This is a genomic window from Mesorhizobium sp. P2_F8 (genome assembly GCF_056403655.1).
Genome location: NZ_JBFUFB010000001.1, coordinates 596381 through 616587, shown reverse-complemented (window position 1 = coordinate 616587; position 20207 = coordinate 596381). Strand labels below are relative to the sequence as shown.

The window sequence follows — 20207 nt, the reverse complement described above, 5'->3', positions numbered from 1 at the left end:
AGGAACGGAGACTCAACCAAGGGACCGTCCAAGGGGGACTGCAATGCACGACCATTCCGAAATGGACCTGATGCTTAGGGGATATGGCCTGACCACGGCCAAGATTCTTTACCATTTTCCCGATCATCCGCACCTGCTGCAGAGCTACATCTGGCAGGACTACGACATCGCTCCGAAGTTTCCGGTGCTGATCCGGTTCATCGAATTCTGGAAGACGAGGCTCGACGGCCCCCTGCATTCGGTTGTCTACACGCATCAGAAGCTGATCGCGCCGAACGAATGGCGCAAGGTCGACGGCGAGTTCGTGCTGCATTAGGGTCAAAACTCAATCGACCGTCTGGCCGAGATTGGTGAAAAGCAGCGGTCGGGTCGTCCTATTCCGTTGTCAGTTCCTCGATACTCAGGATCTGAGGGTCTCCACGCGTAAATATCTCGCCGTACCATGACACTTTCTCATGGGTTGGCAGAAGAAGAGGTGACGCCTTTCGGCCTAACAGGGCGCGCTCCATAGCTTCGCCAAAAGTGTGGCCCATTAAGCCTATGCCGGGCATGTCCGGGAAGACCGCAAACACCCGCCCCTCTCTATCGATATAAAGGCTTTCATGACCACTGTGAGCGCTGGCAAAGCAGGCCAACTCCGTCTGAAGCAAGTCTCCAATTTCGAAAATTTCTTGGTAGCCTTCGTCTGTAGACCAGCGAAAGAGGACGTCGCTCCGGGCGCATTCCAGCCCCGGGCCGAGCTCGCCGACATTGAGGCCACCGAACCCGCTGACAATGGCAGCCACCGGATGATTGGCCGGAACCGCTGGGGATACGGGCACGTTGCGCCCGGGAAACCATCCGGCTGCGGCAAATATCGGCAAAACAGCAGTCGGAAGAGTTGTCATTCCGCATTATGGTCGGTGGTTCTAAGGTCCGCAACGGGTGGAAAGCGGACCTTAGTGGTGGGCGAAATGCTCGTGTCGTCTGTCGCCTAGCGGACCTTTTAGACCGCCGGCGGGTTCAGCCGGGCGAAACCTTCCTGGCGGCGATAGGGGAAATATGGGTAGGGTGCGGTGACTTCGCTGGCCGCGTCGAGTTTCCCGATCTGCTCCGGCGTCAACGTCCAGCCGATGGCGCCGAGATTTTGGCGCAGCTGTTCTTCGTTGCGGGCGCCGATGATGACCGAGGACACGGTCGGGCGCTGCAGCAGCCAGTTGATGGCGATCTGCGGCACCGTCCTGCCGGTTTCTTCGGCCACCGCGTCAAGGGCATCCATGACCCGGTAGAGATGCTCGTCCTCGACCGGTGGGCCGAAGCTGGCGGTGTCGTGCAGCCGGCTCTTTTCCGGCAGTTTTGCTCCCCGGCGGATCTTGCCGGTCAGGCGGCCCCAGCCGAGTGGGCTCCACACCAGCGCGCCGACGCCCTGGTCGAGGCCAAGCGGCATCAGCTCCCACTCGTAGTCGCGGCCGACCAGCGAATAGTAGACCTGGTGCGCGACATAGCGCGGATAGCCGTGCCTGTCGGCTTGTGCCAGCGACTTCATCACTTGCCAGCCTGAGAAGTTGGAGACGCCGACATAGCGAAGCTTGCCGGAGCGCACCAGCTCGTCCAGCGTCGACAGCACCTCCTCGATCGGCGTGCCGGCATCGAAGGCATGCAGCTGCAGCAGGTCGATGTAATCGGTGCCGAGCCGCCGCAGAGCATCGTCCACGGATTTGATCAGCCGCGAACGCGACGAGCCGTAGTCGGCCGGGCCGTCGCCCATCGGCAGCGAGGTCTTGGTCGAGATCAGCACGGCATCGCGGCGGCCCTTTATCGCCTCACCAAGCACTTCTTCCGACGCGCCGTTCGAGTAGACGTCAGCGGTGTCGAACAGATTGACGCCGGCTTCGAGGCAGATGTCGACCAGCCGCCGCGCTTCCCTGGCGTCGCTGTTGCCCCAGGCGCCGAACAGCGGGCCGGAGCCGCCAAAGGTTCCCGCGCCAAATGAGAGTGCGGGCACTTTCAGGCCCGATGCACCGAGACGTCGATAGTCCATTTTCGTGGCTCCTGGTGGTTTGGAAAGGGATGTCGAAGGCGATCCGGTTTGGCCGGCTTTACGAGCGGACCGAGAGAGGCTCGCCGATCGTAGGGCTGCGATCGAGACGCAGTGCCAGTCCCGCCACGGCGAGTGCGGTGAGCGGCAGCAGGGCGGCGATCCAGGTGAGCGAACCCAAGCCGAGGCCCTGGGCGATCACCGCGCCGCCAAGCCAGGCGCCGGCGGCGTTGCCAAGATTGAAGGCGGCGATGTTGAAGGACGAAGCAAGGCTTTGGCCCGCACCTTGCGCCTTCTCCAGCACCCACATCTGCAGCGGCGCCACGGTGGCGAAAGCGGCGGCACCCAGCAGGCCGACATAGATCACGGCCATCACCTGGCTGTGGATGGCGAAGGTCATGGTTGCGAGCACCAGGGCCAGCACCACGAGGCTGCCCAGCACGGCCGGCACCAGCCAGCGATCGGCGACCTTGCCGCCGGCGATATTGCCGGCGATGAGACCGCCGCCGAAGACGAGCAGGATCGGCGACACGGCTGCTTCGCCAAAACCGCTGATCTGCGTCAGCAATGGAGCAATGTAGGTGAAGACGGCGAAGACGCCGGCATAGCCGAGCACGGTGGTGGCGAGGCCGAGGAGCACTGGCGTGCGCCGCAGCACGGCGAGGTCGGCGCGCAGGTCGCTCTTTTCAGGCGCCGTCTGGCTGCGCGGCACCAGAGCCAAGATGACGGCGAAGGCCGCCAGGCCAACCACGGTTACCGCCCAGAAGGTCGCCCGCCAGCCAAAGGCCTGGCCGAGCCAGGTGCCGAAGGGCACGCCGAGGATGTTGGCGATGGTCAGGCCGGTGAACATCAGCGCGATCGCCGAGGCCTTCCTGTTGGGCGCGACCAGCCCGGTGGCGACCACCGAACCGACACCGAAGAAGGTGCCATGGGCAAAGGCGGTGATGACGCGGGCGCCCATCAGCGTCCAATAGTCGGGCGCCAAGGCACAGGCGAGATTGCCAAGCGTGAAGATTGCCATCAGCGCCAGAAGCACGGTCTTGCGCGGCCAGTTGCCGGTGGCGATGGTCAGCAGGGGCGCGCCGATGACGACGCCGAGCGCATAGCCCGAAATGAGCTGGCCGGCGGCCGAGATCGAGACGCCGAGATCCTTGCTGACGTCGAGCAGCAAACCCATGATGACGAATTCGGTGACGCCAATGCCGAAGGCGCCGGCAGCGAGGGCGTAAAGAGCAAGAGGCATGGCGATTTCCACTTCTATGAGGAAGAGCGCCGTCCCGCGCCCCGACCCGAAAGATTGTGTCGCCATGCATTGTGAACCAGACTTGCGCCGGGCACATTTTCTGTGAAATAGATTCACAGATGGCTAGGCCCGACATCAATCGCTCCGGCGAGATCGAAGTGTTCGTGCGCGTCGTCGAGGAAGGTAGTTTCTCTTCCGCGGCACGCGCGTTGCGCATGACGCCGTCGGCGGTCAGCAAGCTGATCGCGCGGCTGGAGGCTCGGCTTGGCGCGCGGCTGGTCAGCCGTTCGACGCGAAAACTGCAACTGACACCGGAAGGCACCGCGTTCTACGACAGCGGCATGCGCATCCTGGCCGACATGGCGGCGGCCGAGCAGGAAGCCGCGGCAGGGGCGGCGCCACGCGGACGGCTGCGCGTCAACTCCTACGTTCCCTTCGGGGTGCATCGGCTGATCCCGCTCCTGCCACGCTTTCTTGAACGTTACCCCGAGATTTCGGTCGATCTGGTGCTGACTGACAGTGTCATCGACCTGATGGCGGAACGCGCCGATGTCGCCATCCGCGCCGGGCCGCTCGGCGAATCGCGGCTGGTGGCGCGCAAGCTCGGGCAAAGCCAGGTGGCGGTCGTTGCAGCACCTTCCTACCTCCAGACGCATGGCACGCCTCTAACACCGGCCGATCTCGACAGGCACAACCGCATGGGCTTCGGTTTCGTGCGGCATGTCGACGGCTGGCCGTTCCGTGACGCGGCTGGCAACGCCATCATGGTTCCGATCACCGGCAACACGCTGGTCAGCGATGGCGAGGCGATGCGGCTGATGGCACTGGCGGGCGCGGGCATTGCCCGGCTGGCGCGCTGGCACGTGGCAGCCGATATCGGGGCCGGCCGGCTGGTGCGGTTGCTCGAGGATTTCAATCCGGGCGACGAGGAGGCCACCCACGCCGTCTATGTCGGCCAGGGCCGGCATCTGCCGGCGCGAGTGCGGGCCTTTCTCGATTTCCTTGGCGAGAGCGTGCGGCTGACCTAAGGCGAGACGGCTCTCGGGAGTTCGTGGGCTCCCGAGGTGTCTGTGCTGGCGGCGGCTATGCTTTCGGCGTGAACGGCGCCGGGCGACGGCCGGCGGCCTGGCGCTCCACCATCCAGCCGGGATATTCGGCCGGCAGGGCGCTGACCTCATCGAGACGGACAAGATCGTCGGCGTCGAGCTTCAGCTGGGTGGCGGCAAGGTTCTGTTCGAGCTGCTCCATGCGGCTGGCGCCGATGATGACGCTCATCACGAAGGGCTTAGCCAGGACATAACCGAGCGCCACCGTGGCAACGCTCACATCGTGCTTCCCAGCGATCTCGCGCATGACGGCGACGGCCGCCCAGGCGCGCTCCTCGTTGACCGGCGGAAAGTTGAGGGAGGCACGGCGGCCCTCGCCATTGCCGGGCGCGCCGGGGCCGTATTTGCCGGACAGCAGGCCTCCGGCCATCGGCGACCATACCATCAGGCCAAGCTTTTCCTCATTGACGAGCGGCACGATTTCGCGCTCAAGATCGCGGCCGGCGATCGAGTAATAGGACTGGATGGTCTCGAAACGGGCAAAGCCCTTGCGGTCGGCGATGCCGAGCGCCTTGGCGATGCGCCAGGCCTGCCAGTTGGAAACGCCGACATAGCGGACCTTGCCGCTGGCAACCAGATCGTCGAGCGCCCGCAGCGTCTCGTCGATCGGCGTCACCATGTCGGTGCCGTGCAGCTGATAGAGGTCGATATGGTCGAGCTGCAGCCGCTCGAGGCTGGCATCGACCGAGTCCATGATGTGGCCGCGTGACGAGCCCCGCTGGTTGGGACCGTCGCCCATGGCGCCATGCACCTTGGTGGCGATGACCACCTTCTGCCTGTCGACGCCGAGATCCCTCAGCGACTGGCCGAGCAGCCGTTCGGACTCGCCGAACGAGTAGACGTCGGCTGTATCGAAGAAATTGACGCCGGCGGCGAGCGAGCGCGCAACGATCTCGTTGACGCCCTTCTGGTCGAGGCTGGCGATCAGGCCCCATTGGGCGTTTTCGCCGGCGGCGCCAAAGGTCATGGTGCCGAGGCAAAGTTCGGAGACGAACATCCCCGTATTTCCAAGCTGGTTGTAACGCATAGTGGAGGCTCCAGGAGAATGGTGATGACACCAAGCAAATAGGAACGATACGTTTCGTTTCCAGTGTTGGTACAACGAGGCTGCCAGATTGGCCTAAAGTCCGCGGTGTCAGCGGCTGCCGAAGATCGCCGAGCCGACCCGGACGCTGGTGGCGCCGAAGGCGACCGCCGTCTCGTAGTCGCCGGACATGCCCATCGACAGTTTGGCGACGGCGGCCTCATGCGCAATCTTCTCCAGCAAGGCGAAGTGAGGACCTGGGTTCTCGTCGGCCGGCGGAATGCACATCAGGCCTTCGATGGCGAGGCCGTGGACACCACGGCAGCGGGTGACGAAGGCGACCGCATCGCGCGGTTCGATGCCGGCCTTCTGCGGCTCGGAGCCGGTGTTGACCTGGACATAGAGCTTCGGCGCGCGGCCCTGTCTGGCGATCTCCCTGGCGAGTTCGACGGCGATCTTGTCGCGATCGACCGTCTCGATGACATCGAACAGCGCCACCGCCTCCTTTGCCTTGTTCGACTGCAGCGGACCGATCAGATGCAGCTCGATGTCGGCAAAAGTCTCCTTCAGCGCCGGCCATTTGCCTTGCGCCTCCTGCACGCGGTTTTCGCCGAAGACGCGCTGGCCGGCCTCGATGACCGGGCTTATGTCAGCGGCGTCAAAGGTCTTGGAAACCGCGACCAGCGTTACCGCGCCAGGATCGCGGCCGGCTTCGCGCTCGGCGGCGGCGATCTTGGCCTTGACCGCGAAAAACTGCTGAACGGCGTCACCCATATGCAAATCCCGCTGTTTTGATCCGCGTTTTTGACCGACGCGAGACCCATATGGTTGACGGGTTTGCCAAACCATGGTGAACACCCGGACCATATCCAATGAACTGCCGAGCTGTCGCCCGCAGTTCGCATGCTTTTAAGTGAAAAACGTCCCATGGCAACCGAACGATACAATCCGCGCGCGTCAGAGCCCAAATGGCAGAAGGCCTGGGACGCCAGGAAGCTTTTCGAAGCGCATAATGACGATCCGCGCCCGAAATACTACGTGCTGGAAATGTTCCCCTATCCGTCGGGGCGCATCCACATCGGCCACACCCGCAACTACACGATGGGTGACGTGGTGGCGCGCTACAAGCGGGCCAAGGGCTTCAACGTGCTGCACCCGATGGGCTGGGACGCCTTCGGCATGCCGGCCGAGAACGCGGCGATGCAGAACAAGGTCCATCCCAAGGAATGGACCTACCAGAACATCGCCACCATGCGCGAGCAGCTCAAGGTCATGGGCCTGTCGCTGGACTGGGCGCGCGAATTCGCCACCTGCGATGTCGACTACTACCACCGCCAGCAGATGCTGTTCCTCGATTTCGTCGAGAAGGGCCTGGTGACGCGCAAATCCTCCAAGGTCAACTGGGATCCGGAGGACATGACCGTTCTCGCCAACGAGCAGGTCATCGACGGACGCGGCTGGCGTTCGGGGGCGCTGGTCGAACAGCGCGAACTGACGCAGTGGTTCTTCAGGATCACCGATTTCGCGCAGGACCTGCTGGATTCGCTCGACGGCCTCACCGAATGGCCGGAAAAAGTGAAACTGATGCAGCAGAACTGGATCGGCCGCTCCGAGGGCCTGCTGATTCGCTGGCCGCTGGCCGACGCCATCGGCGGCGAGCATGAGCTGGAAGTCTATACGACAAGGCCCGACACCATTTTCGGCGCCTCCTTCATGGCTGTCGCCGCCGATCATCCGCTGGCCAGGAAGGCTGCCGAGACCAATCCGGCACTGGCCAAGTTCATCGACGAGGTCCGTCATACGGGCACCTCGGTGGCGGCGCTGGAGACGGCTGAGAAGAAAGGCTTCGACACCGGCATCCGCGTCGTTCACCCGTTTGACGAAAGCTGGACGCTGCCGGTCTATGTCGCCAATTTCGTGCTGATGGAATACGGCACCGGCGCAATCTTCGGCTGTCCGTCCGGCGACCAGCGCGACCTCGACTTCGCCAACAAATACGGCCTGCCGGTGATCCCGGTGGTGATGCCGGAAGGCGAGAATCCAGGGAGCTTCCAGATCATCGATGAAGCCTATGTCGGCGACGGCGTCATGATCAATTCGCGCTTCCTCGACGGCATGAAGCCGGATCAGGCGTTCGACGAGGTCGCGAAACTGCTGGAGCAGAAGACCATCGGCAACCGGCCGATGGCTGAGCGCAAGGTGAATTTCCGCCTGCGCGACTGGGGCATTTCGCGCCAGCGCTACTGGGGCTGCCCGATCCCGATGATCCATTGCGAGGATTGCGGCGTGGTGCCGGTGCCGAAGGCCGACCTCCCGGTCAGGCTGCCCGACGATGTCGATTTCGACCGGCCGGGCAATCCGCTCGACCGCCATCCGACCTGGCGCCATGTCAAATGCCCGCAATGCGGCAAGGATGCGCGTCGTGAAACCGACACGATGGATACGTTCGTCGATTCGTCGTGGTATTTCGCACGCTTCACGGCGCCCAGAGCGTATGAGCCGACCGATCCCAAGGCAGCCAATGAGTGGCTGGCGGTCGACCAGTATATTGGCGGCATCGAGCACGCGATCCTGCATCTGCTCTATTCGCGCTTCTTCACCCGCGCCATGCGCGAGACCGGCCATGTCGATCTGGCCGAGCCGTTCAAGGGCCTGTTCACGCAAGGCATGGTGGTGCACGAAACCTATCGCGTCGGCTCGGCATCGAATGGCCGCTGGCTGGCGCCTACGGAAGTGCGGCTGGAGGACGACGACGGCAAGCGCCGCGCCATCGACATCGCCACCGGCGAGGCGGTGACGATCGGCCCGCTGGAAAAGATGTCGAAGTCGAAGAAGAACACGGTGAGCCCGGAAGACATTACCGACGGCTACGGCGCCGACACGGCGCGCTGGTTCATGCTGTCGGACTCACCGCCCGAGCGCGATGTCGAATGGACCGACGATGGCGCCGCCGGAGCGCATCGCTTCATCCAGCGCATCTGGCGCCTGGTGTCGACCGCGGCCGAGACGCTGGCCGGCGTCGGGCCCGTGGCGGCCAATGCCGGCGAGGCGGGAGCGGTCTCCAAGGCGGCGCACAAGATCCTGAAGGCGGTCGGCGAGGATATTGAGAAGCTCGCCTTCAACCGCGCCATCGCCCGCATCTACGAACTGGCCAATGCGCTGACCACGCCGCTCAACGATGTGGCCGAAGGCAAGGCTGATGCGGCGCTGAAAGGCGCTTGCCGGCAGGCCGTGGAGATACTCGTGCATCTGATCGCGCCGGTCATGCCGCATCTGGCCGAGGAGTGCTGGGAAACGCTCGGCGGCACCGATCTGGTCGCCGAACGGCCGTGGCCGGTCTTCGATCCGGCACTGGTTGTCGACAACGAAGTCACCTATCCGGTACAGGTCAACGGCAAGAAGCGGGGGGATTTGACAATTGCCCGCGACGCGGACCAAGGTGCGGTCGAAAAAGCGGTACTGTGTCTCGACTTCGTGCAGAAAGCACTCGAAGGTAAGGCTCCGCGCAAGGTGATCATCGTGCCGCAGAGGATCGTCAATGTCGTTGCCTGACCGAAAGACAGAGCTGGGCCGTTTGCTGCGCCGCGTGGCGCTTGCCGGCCTGCTCGGCTCGCTTGCGCTGGCCTCGGCCTGCACGGTGCGGCCGCTCTATTCAAGCGCGCCGCTGTCGACCAGCTCGACTGGCAGCGCCAATTCCGAACTGGCGTCGATCGGCATCAAGCCGGTCAACACGCGTTTCGGGCAGCAGGTGCGCAACAATTTGATCTTCGGATTTGGACGAGGCGCCGGCGAACCGGCCTCGCCGGCCTATTCGCTCTTCCTCGGCGTGGGCGAAGCCGTCGAATCCGCGGCACTCGTGCAGGTCGGAACCGACGAAGACGAGCCGACGGCCGGCTCCGTGACGTTGACCGCCAACTATACGCTGAGCGATGCCAAGACCGGTGCAAAGATCGCGTCCGGCAGGCGCTCGATCACCTCGTCCTTCGACAGGCCGCGTCAGGAGTTCGCCGCATACCGGGCGCAGATCGATGCCGAGAACCGTGCCGCGCGCGAACTGGCCGAAGCGCTGCAACTGTCCATCGCCCAGGACCTAGTCAAGTACGGCAAGACGGCCGGCTAGCGCATCATCGTTTCGAACGCTCTCGCCTCAGAAAGCGGGTATGACGGGCAATCGTGACATTGATCACGCGCGCCCAAAGTCAGACCGCCGAAATTACCGCAGAGATAGCGCGCCTCACCCCTTGTGGCTCCCCAAGGCAGATTGCGCCGGCGTGAGTGCTGCTTGAGAACGGTCGCTCGTTGCGACCGGTACGATGACATTGCTGTCCCAAGATCGTCGACGATCGCGCCGCCGGGAAGCAACTGTTAACCACTCGCTCCCTATTGCTCGGCAGGTGTTTCAGAGCGAGTCGTGAGAATGGAATCCAAGCGTTTTTCCCGGGTCAATTCATTGAAGGCAACTTCTCCCGATGACCCTGGGGTAGAGCGTTTCGAGGGCGTGAGTGGCAGGGCCGGTCGGCAAGCTCCTTCAGCCGCGACAGGCGGCCATGATCGCCCAACTCACCAGGGACAGGACGGCCGGCAGTCCGGCATACACCAGGCCGGCTATTCCGCGCGGGTTGTTGATCTTGGCGGCAGCAGGCGGCCCTATATGGAGCCGAGGGTTGACCATGGGACGAGCCACGCGTCCCCGAAAATCGGCGACATCGAAAGTCCTGCCTGGCAGGAATATTTCTTCCTCGCGCCCAACGTGCGTTTTACGCGCACGCCTGACTACGAGACCAAGAAGCATCGCCAGCAGAGCGACCCTGTCGTCGAACAGGGCGCTCCAGACGCGCTCCCAACGCAGCAGGCCGTCACACAGCCCATCGTTGACAAGGCACCAGTTGCTCCCTCGCTGCTGGCATTGCCGGTTTCGGTGAAAAGCCGCAATTTGGAAACAGCCCGGTTGCAGGGCAGCAGCGAACCGGCCGCATCAAGGACGTCGCCGCCGGCTGCAGCGTCTGCTGCGCCGGGGCGTGCCAACGACAAGGCACGACGTGCGCCGTCGGTACCTCCGATGACCGCAGCAGCGGGACGAGCATCCGTGCGCATGGCAACCGTCCCTGCAGGTAGCGCGGCGACTAAGACAGCCAACCCCGAGACACTGCGCTGGCCTCATCTCTCCGATCACGCCTTCTTCGAGGTCATGGCGCCCTACCTTGTCGACGTCTCGTCCCAGGCCCGGCCAGCCAGCCCGGCCACTCCGGCGCCGGCAGCCGCTGCGCGAATTGGTATCAACCCATCGATGGCGGCCGACGCCACCTCGCTGTTTCGTGTCATCGAATGGCTTCCGGGCCAGCCCTCGAAACCTTCACCCGATGTCTGGCCGTCCAACTCGAACGAAGCTGTCGCCCAGCCGCACGTGCCGGCGAGCAATGCGCCTCTGCAGGCAGAGACCGCCGCAATCCCCGCTGCGGCAAGGGATGCCGTTGCCGTGCCAATCGTTCGGAGTCGAGACGTCGCCGTGCGGGCCGCGTCCACGTCCCCACGCTTGCCTCTGGCCGGCAAAATCGCGCCTTCAATGGCGGGGGATTCCTATCAGCTCCCCTCCGAAGAGTTGTTGCAGCAGCCACCGGAGGGGCAGGGGTTCTACATGTCGCAGGAGCGGCTCGAGCAGAACGCCGATCTTTTGGAAAGCGTGCTCGAAGATTTCGGCGTGCGCGGCGAGATCATTCATGTTCGCCCAGGCCCAGTCGTCACGCTCTATGAGTTCGAGCCAGCGCCTGGTGTCAAATCCTCTCGTGTCATCGGGCTCGCCGATGATATCGCCCGCTCCATGTCGGCGGTTTCGGCGCGAGTCGCCGTCGTGCCTGGCCGCAATGTCATCGGCATCGAGCTTCCGAACGAGATGCGCGAAACGGTCTATTTCCGCGAGCTGATCGAATCGGAAGGCTTCCGCAAGACCAGCTGCAAGCTGGCGCTTTGTCTAGGCAAGACGATCGGTGGCGAGCCTGTCATCGCCGAGTTGGCGAAGATGCCGCACCTGCTCGTGGCAGGCACCACCGGCTCCGGCAAGTCGGTCGCCATCAACACGATGATCCTGTCGTTGCTCTACCGGCTGAAGCCGGAAGAGTGCCGCCTGATCATGGTCGACCCCAAGATGCTGGAGCTCTCCGTCTATGACGGCATCCCGCATCTTCTGACCCCGGTCGTCACGGATCCCAAAAAGGCGGTCACCGCGCTCAAATGGGCAGTGCGCGAGATGGAGGACCGCTATCGCAAGATGGCGCGGCTCGGTGTGCGTAACATAGACGGCTACAATGAGCGCGCGGCTGCCGCCCGCGACAAGGGCGAGACGGTCGTGATGACCGTGCAGGCCGGCTTCGAAAAGGGCACCGGCGAGCCGCTTTTCGAACAGCAGGAAATCGACCTCGCGCCGATGCCCTATATCGTCGTCATCGTCGACGAGATGGCCGACCTGATGATGGTCGCCGGCAAGGAGATCGAAGGCGCCATCCAGCGTCTTGCGCAGATGGCGCGTGCTGCCGGTATCCACCTGATCATGGCAACGCAGCGCCCTTCGGTCGATGTCATCACCGGCACGATCAAGGCCAACTTCCCGACCCGGATTTCCTTCCAGGTGACGTCCAAGATCGACAGCCGCACCATCCTGGGCGAACAGGGCGCCGAACAGCTGCTTGGCCAGGGCGACATGCTGCACATGATGGGTGGCGGGCGAATTTCGCGCGTGCATGGTCCGTTTGTTTCCGATGCGGAAGTCGAGCATGTCGTGGCGCATCTGAAGGCGCAGGGCCGCCCCAAATATCTGGAGACCGTGACAGCCGACGAGGATGAGGAAGAAGCCGAAGGCGATCAGGGTGCGGTCTTCGATAAGGGATCGGTTGCAGTCGAAGACAATGATTCCATCTATGACGAGGCGGTCAAGGTGGTGGTGCGCGACAAGAAGTGCTCGACGTCTTACATCCAGCGCCGCCTCGGTGTCGGTTACAACCGCGCCGCATCGCTGGTCGAGCGCATGGAAAAGGAAGGGTTGGTCGGTGCACCCAACCATGTCGGCAAACGCGAGATCATCATGGGCCGGCGCCCGCAGATGAGCGCGCCTGACGATGACGGCACCGATTGATCGGCAGGCGCGCCCTTGCCGACGTCTTCGGGAGCACAATAAAAAAGGCCGGTTGCCCGGCCTTTTTATTGGAAGCGGTGTGACCTCAGCCGATCGCTATGTCAGCCGATCGCCATCTCAGCCAATGGATTGGCCGGTCTTTGCCCAGTCGGCGAGGAACTGTTCCAGGCCCTTGTCGGTCAGCGGGTGCTTGACCAGTGCCTTCAGCGTCGCCGCCGGCACGGTGGCGACATCGGCGCCGATCAGTGCTGCCTGCTTGACGTGGTTCACGGTGCGAACCGAAGCCACCAGGATCTCGGTCTGGAAATCGTAATTGTCGTAGATCTGCCGGATCTCCTGGATCAGTTCCATGCCGTCGACGCCCATGTCGTCGATGCGGCCGACGAAGGGCGAGATGAAGGACGCACCGGCCTTGGCCGCGAGCAGCGCCTGGTTGGCCGAGAAGCACAGCGTGACGTTGACCAGGCGGTTCATCTCGGTGCGGATCGTCTTGCAGGCCTTTAGGCCGTCGAGCGTCAGCGGCACCTTGATGCAGACATTGTCGGCGATCTTTGCCAGAACCTTGGCCTGCTGCATCATCTCGGAATATTCGGTGGCGGTGACTTCAGCCGAGACCGGACCCTTGACGATGTCGCAGATCTGCTTGGTGACCTCGGCGATCTTGCCGCCGGATTTCAGGATCAGCGACGGGTTGGTGGTGACGCCGTCAAGCAGGCCCAGATCGTTGAGCTCACGGATATCCTTGACGTCTGCGGTGTCGACAAAAAATTTCATGGCGGTCTCCTGACGATTTCGTCGTGCTGGGAAAGGCACGTTCAGCGTTGCCCTTTGATCTAGACCAAAGTCGGGGCAAGGTCACGCTTCATGATCGAAGATTCGCCCTTTGTCGCAGCCGCACCCGTGCTGGTGCCGATGCCCGCCGAACGCCCCTACACCTATGCAGTGCCGGCCGGCATGCGCGTGGTGCCGGGCTCGATCGTGCGCGTGCCGCTTGGCCCGCGCCAGGTCGCCGGCATCGTCTGGGATGGCGCGGTCGAGACGGTCGACGCGAAAAAACTGCGCCCGATCGAACAGGTTTTCGATTGCCCGCCGATCGACCGCGCGATGCGCCGCTTCGTCGACTGGGTGGCGCAGTACACGCTGTCGCCGCCCGGCATGGTGGCGCGCATGCTGCTCAGGGCGCCCGAAGCTTTCGACCCCGAACCATGGATCGAGGGGCTGCAGCGCACCCTCTTGACGCCCGACCGGATGACGGGTGCGAGAGAGCGCGTGCTGGAGACGGCCGAAGGCGGACTTGCCTGGACGCGCTCCGGCCTGGCGCACGCGGCAGGCGTGTCGTCGACGGTGATCGATGGCCTTAGGGCGCAAGGCGTGTTCGAGACGGTGATGATCCCGCCGCGCCCGGTGGTGGCCGCGCCCGACACAAGCTACGCCGTGCCGGAATTGATGCCGGACCAGAGCGACGCGGCGCGGATGCTGCGCGCCAATGTCGCGGCCGGTGTGTTCAATGTCGCGCTGCTCGACGGCGTCACCGGGTCGGGCAAGACCGAGGTTTATTTCGAAGCGGTGGCGGCCGCCCTCGACCAGGGCAAGCAGGTGCTGATCCTGCTGCCGGAAATCGCGCTGACGCACGCCTTTCTCGAGCGTTTCCAGCAACGTTTCGGCGCCAAGCCGGGCGAGTGGCATTCGGACCTGCCGCCGCGGATGCGCGAACGCGTTTGGCGGCAAGTGGCGGAAGGCGGCGTGCGCGTCGTCGCCGGTGCTCGCTCGGCGCTGTTCCTGCCGTTCAGGGAGCTTGGCCTGATCGTCGTCGACGAGGAGCATGACCCGGCCTACAAGCAGGAAGACCGCGTCTTCTACAATGCACGCGACATGGCGGTGGTGCGCGGCCATATCGGCAGCTTTCCGGTGGTGCTGGCGTCGGCAACGCCATCGGTCGAAAGCCGGGTCAATGCCAGCCAGGGCCGCTACAACAGGGCGGTGCTTTCCGCCCGCTTTGCCGAGGCGGCTCTTCCTCATCTCAAGGCGGTCGACATGCGGCGGGCGCCGCCGGCACGTGGCGGCTTCCTGTCGCCGGTGCTGCTCGACCAGATGCGCCAGACGGTGGGGAAGAAGGAGCAATCGCTGCTGTTCCTCAACAGGCGCGGCTATGCGCCGCTGACGCTGTGCCGCGTCTGCGGCCATCGCTTCGGCTGCCCGGTCTGCTCGGCCTGGCTGGTCGAGCACCGGTTTCGCGGCCAGCTGGTCTGCCATCATTGCGGGCACAATGAGCGCCGCCCCGAAGCCTGTCCGGAATGCGGTACGCTGGACCATCTGGTCGCTTGCGGACCCGGCGTCGAGCGCATTGCCGAAGAGGTCGTCGCGCATTTCCCGGACGCGCGCACCATCGTCTTGTCGTCCGACCTGATGGGCGGCGTGCGGCGGTTGCGGCTGGAGCTGGAAGCGATCGCCAATGGCGAGGCAGACATCGTCATCGGAACGCAGCTTGTCGCCAAGGGTCACAACTTCCCGAACATGACTTTGGTTGGCGTCGTCGATGCCGATCTCGGCCTCGCCAATGGCGATCCGCGCGCCGCCGAGCGCACCTTCCAGCTGCTGAGCCAGGTGACCGGCCGCGCCGGCCGGACCGGCAAGAAGAGCCTCGGCCTGCTGCAGACTTTTCAACCCGACCATCCGGTGATGCGGGCGATCGTCTCCGGCGACGCCGAGGCTTTTTACGAGCGCGAGATCGCCGAGCGCGAACTGGCGGCCCTGCCGCCGTTCGGCCGGCTCGCCGGCGTCATCGTCAGCGCGGTGACGCGGGCCGAAGCCGAAGGCCACGCACGCGGCCTGCGCCGCGCCGCACCCGAGGCCACCGATCTTTTCGTGCTGGGACCGGCGGAGGCGCCGCTGTCATTGCTCGGCGGGCGCCACCGTTTTCGCCTACTCATCCAGGGTGAACGGCGCGCCGACATGCAAGGATTCATCCGCGCCATGCTGGCCAACGGGCCAAAACAGCGCGGCTCGGTCAGGGTGCAGGTCGATATCGACCCGCAGAGTTTTTTGTAAGGGCGCGATTCCTCCAAGCCGGCAAGACAGGAAGATCACACATGAAAACCCTCGGCCTTCTGGGCGGCATGAGCTGGGAATCGACCGCCATCTACTACCGGCTGCTCAACGAGATCGTGCGCGAGCGTCTCGGCGGCCTGCATTCGGCCAAACTGCTGCTGTGGTCGTTCGACTTTGCCGAGATCGCCGAGCGGCAACATCATGGCGACTGGGACGGCGCCGGCGTGCTTCTGGCTGACGCGGCACGCAAGCTTGAGGCGGGCGGCGCGGAGGGCCTGCTTCTGTGCACCAACACCATGCACAAATTGGCCGACCAGGTGCAGGCGTCGGTATCGATCCCGTTGATCCACATAGCCGACGCTACCGCAGTCGCCGTCAAGCGTGCCGGCATGCAGCGCCCGGCGCTGCTGGCGACGCGCTTCACCATGGAACAGGATTTCTACAAGGGCCGGCTCGCCGACAAACATGGGTTGCAGCCCATTGTGCCCGATGCCGCCGGCCGCGACATGGTGCATCGCGTCATCTACGAGGAACTGTGCCAGGGCGTCGTCACCGAAACGTCGAAAGCGGCCTACATCGCCGAGACCGAACGCTTAAGGCGAGAAGAAGCTGCCGACAGCGTCATCATGGGCTGCACCGAGATCACCATGCTGATCGGCCAGCCGGACTTCGACATACCTGTCTTCGACACGACGCGCATCCATGCCGAGGCGGCGGTGGCCTTCATGCTGCCCTGAAGCAATTCGAGGGAAATCGCGCAGCGATTTCTCTTGGGAAGTCAGAGATCAGGGCTGGATGGCGACAGTGCCGCTGCCGACCACTTTCAGCTTCCATCCGTCTGCCTGCGTGCCGGCGAGATTGAGATGCCCGGCCAGGAAATACAGGCGATCGGTGTCGGGGCCCTTGGCGGTGCAGAAGCGATCCTGCAGATAGGACGGAGGCGTCGCCTGGTAGTAGAGGTCCGCCTCGATGCTGGCAGGGCGTGCGCCCTTCGGCAGATCGGCAAGCGGTATCGAGTAGCTCAGCGTGTCGCTGCCGCCGGATACGTAGTCGGGATCGTCCTCGACGGCGGTCCCGCCGACATCGACGGCGAGTTCCTCATCGGCCCCCAATGCCTTGGCGATTTCGAGCCGGCTTTCGACCGGCAGGAAGCCCGCCGGCAATATCCGGTTGTCCTTCACCTCCGTGCAGATCGACAGGAAGCTGGTCGTCAGTTCGCCCTCCGGCTTGGATTGCGCATTGCAGACCGGATTGGGTGTGTCGGCGGGCGGCGTTGAGACCAGTTCCTGATAGATCTGAACCTGATCCTGTCGCGTGATCTTCTGGTAATGCGGTTGATGCGGCCGTTCGCCAGGGTGGACGCGGCCGGAACAATCATCCTTCCACCAGAGCTCGCCATCAAGCGGCTTGCCGTCGGCGCCGACGATCACACCGGCAGCATTTGTGCGACCGGAGACCCAAAGCTGCTCGCCATTCTGGTCGAGCACGCTGAAGGTGAGAAACGCACGCCGGAAACCCACCCCGGAGGGAAACTTGTGACCGGCCAGGTTCTTCACCGTCACCTTGGCGTCAAGCGCGTCGGCGGTCATGGCAAGATCGCTGACGGCCACGGTGGCGGTTGCCTGCGAGGCCTGGTCCAGCATCGCCTGCTCGGTGAGGACGAGAGGATCGAGCGCCTTCTTGCCCATCATCGGATCGCGCGTCCGGATGCCGAAAACTTCGGGAAACTGCTGCGCCATCTTGACCAGGAAGACGTTGAGACCGACGAGCGTGTGGCGGGCAAATCCCTCGCGAACCGAAAGATCCGGCGCGTTGCTGGACTCGGTCTGCGGGAAATTGAGATTTTCCTGGATGCTGGCGATCTTGCTCATCGTCGGCGATCCGTCCTGTTCCGTCGATGGCATGTGACAACCCTGGCAGCTGCGCGGCGTGGCGCCGGCACCCAGTGGAAGCGGTCCGTCCGGAGTGCTGCCGGTTCGATAGGCGCTGAACGCCCATTCCGGATAGGTCGTCTGCTCGTAGATACGCGCCAGGGTGTTGGTGCCCTGCAGAACCGGCAAATGAACCGTGTGGCACGTCCCGCAGACCTCGGAACTCATGATCGTGGCGTCGTGGACCGGTTTGATGCCGAGTGCTGTATGCATCGGCCCGACTTCCGGTTTCTCGAAGGGGCCGATGAGCGTATCGGGCGAACCGACCATGAAGCTGCCGGTGAAGGTCTTGGCAAAGCCCGTCGCGTGCGGATTGAGCAGCGCCTGCCGCTCGTCGACGCAGGCGTTCTGCGGCTGATCGCCGAGCGGGTCGCTGGCCTTGCTGTTGAGCACCATGCGGTGACAGGATGTGCAGGTGATGCCATCGCGGGCAAGCATGCCGTAATTGGCGTGCGCGGCACTCGGATTGTCGGCCGGCCAGGGCGTTGCATCGACCATGTCGCGCGTGAACAATTCGCATTTGCCCGAGCGCGCCTTCTCGTCGATGTGAAACTGCCGTTCCCCTGCGATGCCGTGGCAGCCGAGGCAAACGTCCTGCACCACACCGGACATTTTGGGGTGAAAGCTTTGGGTTTCGCTGGCCAACTGCGCGAAGAATATCGGGTCGCGGCCTCCCAGCCCCATCGGCGAGGTTCGCCAGGTCGCCAGCGGAGACAGATTAATCAAGCCATCGCCATGTGGGTTTGGCTTGGTCATGTCGAACTGCAACCCGGTGCTGCCGGCATCATGACAGCCCAGGCATTGGCTCGAGGTCAGGAACGTATCGGACGCATCGGGACCCTTGGCCCCGACCCAGGTGTTGTCGTAGGTTTCGGAAGGCATCCGCGAGACCGTCTCATAGGTCGGCATCTCGCGGACATAGGCCTGCAGCGCGGCGATCACGTCGGCGTTGGGACTGTAGAGCGGTTGGCCAAGACGCGGGTTGGCATTGACCGGCAAAACGACGGTCTGGTGCAAGGTTTCTGCCGGCGCTCCCTTGAAGAAATCCTGAGCGAGATAGTTGAGCGGCTTGCCCGGCTCGCCCGCGATGTTCTTGGGCGATGCGAAAGTCAGATTGTCGGCCGCCGAGGCGTGGCAGTTCATGCAGTACTGGGCGAAGCCCATGTTGGGCAGGCTGTTGTTGTCGGCTGGCAGGGCTGGCCAATCTGGTGTCCAGCCGCTCTGGCTGCCAAAGCCGTACCAGCCCCAGAACCAGCCGTCGTAAGAGGCGCTGGCATCGCGGATCATGATCGCGGCGCCGCTGGTTGGAAAAAGTTTGAGAGGATCGACCGTCCGGCAATCCGACGCCGGCTCCGAAAACATCTCCTTGACCATGATGGCACCGTCGGGAACCGGCGGCGGATGATCGACCTCGCCTTCGGCGGAGCGATTCTTGCGAAGCCAGTCCGTCATCTCCGGCGAATACCAGATCATGACAGGCGCATGGGTTCCGAAATCCTTGCCCTGCCAGGCGCCGTTGACCAAGGTCGCGATGCGGGGTCCGGCCTGGCGCACATATTTGTCGTGCACCCATCCGGCAGCTTCGTTGCGATAACAGTAACTGCCGAGATACTGGTTGAGCTTGTTCTCGTAGTCGCCCAGGGGCAGCGCCGACGGCTTCTTGATCGTGGCCTCGAGCTGCTGGCAGAGCAAGGGATCGGCGGGAGCCATGGCCGTCGGCCGTTCGGCGATACAGTCCGCGCGCGCACCCTGCGCGATCCCGGCAAGGGCGGCCGCTGCGATCCAGATGCTGGCCAGATGCAATGTCCGACAAAGATCCGGCATGATCGTCTCCGAATTTAGAGATCCCGCCTGCCGCACTCCCGTCCGCGCAGATTTCACAGGTGATCGCACAACATGTGAAGTTGCTAAAATAAACAAGAAGTCGACGAAAGGAACATTCGAAGCAAAATACTTGCGTTACGCCGCGGCAAGACAGCGATCTATACTATCGAAGAAATTGTCCGCGTATCTCTTGTCCAAGGAATTGTTTCCCTGCCAACCGAATCGGCTGCCAAGTCGCGGCTTCCAAGCGTGAAGCTCGTATCAGGCGGCGGCATTCCAGGGCGGCCTTGCCGAACCCCGCCTTTCCGGCTGCGCGCTTGACTTCCGCCATTGGCGACATTCAATGCAACTAGAATTGCGTGAGGGGGAAGCAAGATGGATTTTGCGTTTCCATGGCCGATGAGCCAGGGTGAATGGCTGGCGTGGTCGAGCGCCGTCGTCACCACGCTGCTCGGACTATTGTTTTTTCTGGCGCCCAGCCTGGCCTTTCGTATCCTGCGTTTGCAGGTCAAGCCCGAGAAGGTGGCGGCGATCGCCGAGGGGCGCGGCAGGATGTCGGGCTTCTATCTCGGCGTCGGCCTGTGCTGCATCCTGCTGGCGCAGCCGTTGATCTACATGACGCTTGGCTTCTCCTGGCTGTTCACTGCCTTCGGTCGGCTGCTGTCGATGATGTCGGATGGCGCTAATACGCCTTTCAATTGGGTGTCCATTGTGGTGGAATTGGCATTGGCGGCGTTGCCGCTCGCCTTTGCCTTCGGCTTTCTGCCTTGAATCCCCGGGGTTTCCGGGGCGGAAGGCGGGACTCTTTTGCCGGATGCGACAATAGTGCCTGAAAACCATGCGGAACGACGCATTGCGGTCTTAAAATGCCTGTGCTAGACGGCAATC

Annotated in this window: 15 protein-coding genes; 8 read left to right on the top strand and 7 right to left on the bottom strand. The window is 63.6% G+C overall.

The window, feature by feature from the left end:
* Window positions 1-43: 43 nt before the first annotated feature.
* Window positions 44-316, top strand: coding sequence for an usg protein (locus tag AC1DZP_RS02955; RefSeq protein WP_457150557.1), 273 nt, complete (start codon window positions 44-46; stop codon window positions 314-316).
* A gap of 58 nt (window positions 317-374) precedes the next feature.
* Here AC1DZP_RS02955 and AC1DZP_RS02950 read toward each other — a convergent pair whose 3' ends face one another.
* The 3 genes from AC1DZP_RS02950 to AC1DZP_RS02940 form a co-directional block, all read right to left on the bottom strand.
* Window positions 375-887, bottom strand: a complete 513-nt coding sequence (locus tag AC1DZP_RS02950) for an SUKH-3 domain-containing protein (protein ID WP_477300072.1) — start codon at window positions 885-887, stop codon at window positions 375-377.
* Between the two features lie 98 nt (window positions 888-985).
* Window positions 986-2020, bottom strand: coding sequence for an aldo/keto reductase (locus AC1DZP_RS02945; RefSeq protein WP_477300071.1), 1035 nt, complete (start codon window positions 2018-2020; stop codon window positions 986-988).
* Window positions 2021-2078: 58 nt separating this feature from the next.
* A complete protein-coding gene (locus AC1DZP_RS02940) occupies window positions 2079-3260 on the bottom strand; it encodes an MFS transporter (RefSeq protein ID WP_477300070.1) in 1182 nt (393 codons plus the stop codon).
* Window positions 3261-3379: 119 nt separating this feature from the next.
* Here AC1DZP_RS02940 and AC1DZP_RS02935 point away from each other — a divergent pair, with 119 nt between their 5' ends.
* Window positions 3380-4288, top strand: coding sequence for a LysR family transcriptional regulator (locus AC1DZP_RS02935; protein WP_477300069.1), 909 nt, complete (start codon window positions 3380-3382; stop codon window positions 4286-4288).
* Window positions 4289-4343: 55 nt separating this feature from the next.
* On the opposite strand, the gene AC1DZP_RS02930 is transcribed toward AC1DZP_RS02935, so the two are convergent.
* Both AC1DZP_RS02930 and AC1DZP_RS02925 read right to left on the bottom strand, forming a co-directional pair.
* Window positions 4344-5393, bottom strand: coding sequence for an aldo/keto reductase (locus AC1DZP_RS02930; protein WP_477300068.1), 1050 nt, complete (start codon window positions 5391-5393; stop codon window positions 4344-4346).
* Window positions 5394-5501: 108 nt separating this feature from the next.
* On the bottom strand, window positions 5502-6164 hold the full coding sequence (locus AC1DZP_RS02925; RefSeq protein WP_477300067.1) for a YggS family pyridoxal phosphate-dependent enzyme: 663 nt from the start codon (window positions 6162-6164) through the stop codon (window positions 5502-5504).
* Between the two features lie 153 nt (window positions 6165-6317).
* Here AC1DZP_RS02925 and leuS point away from each other — a divergent pair, with 153 nt between their 5' ends.
* The 3 genes from leuS (at window position 6318) to AC1DZP_RS02910 (ending at window position 12516) form a co-directional block, all read left to right on the top strand.
* Complete coding sequence (gene leuS, locus AC1DZP_RS02920; RefSeq protein ID WP_477300066.1) at window positions 6318-8942, top strand: leucine--tRNA ligase; 2625 nt, start codon at window positions 6318-6320, stop codon at window positions 8940-8942.
* Window positions 8929-9510: an LPS assembly lipoprotein LptE gene (lptE, locus tag AC1DZP_RS02915; protein ID WP_095084169.1), complete on the top strand. Its 582-nt coding sequence runs from the start codon at window positions 8929-8931 to the stop codon at window positions 9508-9510. Before leuS ends, lptE begins: the two co-directional genes overlap by 14 nt.
* A gap of 297 nt (window positions 9511-9807) precedes the next feature.
* Window positions 9808-12516, top strand: a complete 2709-nt coding sequence (locus AC1DZP_RS02910) for a DNA translocase FtsK (protein WP_477300065.1) — start codon at window positions 9808-9810, stop codon at window positions 12514-12516.
* Window positions 12517-12633: 117 nt separating this feature from the next.
* Here AC1DZP_RS02910 and fsa read toward each other — a convergent pair whose 3' ends face one another.
* On the bottom strand, window positions 12634-13290 hold the full coding sequence (gene fsa / locus AC1DZP_RS02905; protein WP_095084171.1) for a fructose-6-phosphate aldolase: 657 nt from the start codon (window positions 13288-13290) through the stop codon (window positions 12634-12636).
* A gap of 90 nt (window positions 13291-13380) precedes the next feature.
* Between fsa and AC1DZP_RS02900 the strand changes: the two genes are divergently transcribed.
* Together AC1DZP_RS02900 and AC1DZP_RS02895 are read left to right on the top strand one after the other, a co-directional pair.
* Window positions 13381-15564 (top strand): primosomal protein N', encoded by a 2184-nt coding sequence (locus AC1DZP_RS02900; protein WP_477300064.1) that lies wholly within the window; start codon window positions 13381-13383, stop codon window positions 15562-15564.
* Window positions 15565-15605: 41 nt separating this feature from the next.
* On the top strand, window positions 15606-16301 hold the full coding sequence (locus tag AC1DZP_RS02895; protein ID WP_477300063.1) for an aspartate/glutamate racemase family protein: 696 nt from the start codon (window positions 15606-15608) through the stop codon (window positions 16299-16301).
* A gap of 48 nt (window positions 16302-16349) precedes the next feature.
* On the opposite strand, the gene AC1DZP_RS02890 is transcribed toward AC1DZP_RS02895, so the two are convergent.
* Entirely contained in the window at window positions 16350-19319 is a 2970-nt protein-coding gene (locus tag AC1DZP_RS02890; RefSeq protein ID WP_477300062.1) for a hypothetical protein, read from the bottom strand.
* A 375-nt stretch (window positions 19320-19694) separates the two neighbouring features.
* Between AC1DZP_RS02890 and AC1DZP_RS02885 the strand changes: the two genes are divergently transcribed.
* Entirely contained in the window at window positions 19695-20090 is a 396-nt protein-coding gene (locus AC1DZP_RS02885; protein WP_095084176.1) for an AGROH133_08824 family phage infection protein, read from the top strand.
* The last annotated feature ends 117 nt before the right edge of the window (window positions 20091-20207 follow it).

What these genes read in the sequence shown, in the direction of transcription:
- AC1DZP_RS02955 (WP_457150557.1), top strand. Translation starts at nt 44, where the DNA reads ATGCACGACCATTCCGAAATGGACCTGATGCTTAGGGGATATGGCCTG.
- AC1DZP_RS02950 (WP_477300072.1), bottom strand. Translation starts at nt 887, where the DNA reads ATGACAACTCTTCCGACTGCTGTTTTGCCGATATTTGCCGCAGCCGGA.
- AC1DZP_RS02945 (WP_477300071.1), bottom strand. Translation starts at nt 2,020, where the DNA reads ATGGACTATCGACGTCTCGGTGCATCGGGCCTGAAAGTGCCCGCACTC.
- AC1DZP_RS02940 (WP_477300070.1), bottom strand. Translation starts at nt 3,260, where the DNA reads ATGCCTCTTGCTCTTTACGCCCTCGCTGCCGGCGCCTTCGGCATTGGC.
- AC1DZP_RS02935 (WP_477300069.1), top strand. Translation starts at nt 3,380, where the DNA reads ATGGCTAGGCCCGACATCAATCGCTCCGGCGAGATCGAAGTGTTCGTG.
- AC1DZP_RS02930 (WP_477300068.1), bottom strand. Translation starts at nt 5,393, where the DNA reads ATGCGTTACAACCAGCTTGGAAATACGGGGATGTTCGTCTCCGAACTT.
- AC1DZP_RS02925 (WP_477300067.1), bottom strand. Translation starts at nt 6,164, where the DNA reads ATGGGTGACGCCGTTCAGCAGTTTTTCGCGGTCAAGGCCAAGATCGCC.
- leuS (WP_477300066.1), top strand. Translation starts at nt 6,318, where the DNA reads ATGGCAACCGAACGATACAATCCGCGCGCGTCAGAGCCCAAATGGCAG.
- lptE (WP_095084169.1), top strand. Translation starts at nt 8,929, where the DNA reads ATGTCGTTGCCTGACCGAAAGACAGAGCTGGGCCGTTTGCTGCGCCGC.
- AC1DZP_RS02910 (WP_477300065.1), top strand. Translation starts at nt 9,808, where the DNA reads ATGGAATCCAAGCGTTTTTCCCGGGTCAATTCATTGAAGGCAACTTCT.
- fsa (WP_095084171.1), bottom strand. Translation starts at nt 13,290, where the DNA reads ATGAAATTTTTTGTCGACACCGCAGACGTCAAGGATATCCGTGAGCTC.
- AC1DZP_RS02900 (WP_477300064.1), top strand. Translation starts at nt 13,381, where the DNA reads ATGATCGAAGATTCGCCCTTTGTCGCAGCCGCACCCGTGCTGGTGCCG.
- AC1DZP_RS02895 (WP_477300063.1), top strand. Translation starts at nt 15,606, where the DNA reads ATGAAAACCCTCGGCCTTCTGGGCGGCATGAGCTGGGAATCGACCGCC.
- AC1DZP_RS02890 (WP_477300062.1), bottom strand. Translation starts at nt 19,319, where the DNA reads ATGCCGGATCTTTGTCGGACATTGCATCTGGCCAGCATCTGGATCGCA.
- AC1DZP_RS02885 (WP_095084176.1), top strand. Translation starts at nt 19,695, where the DNA reads ATGGATTTTGCGTTTCCATGGCCGATGAGCCAGGGTGAATGGCTGGCG.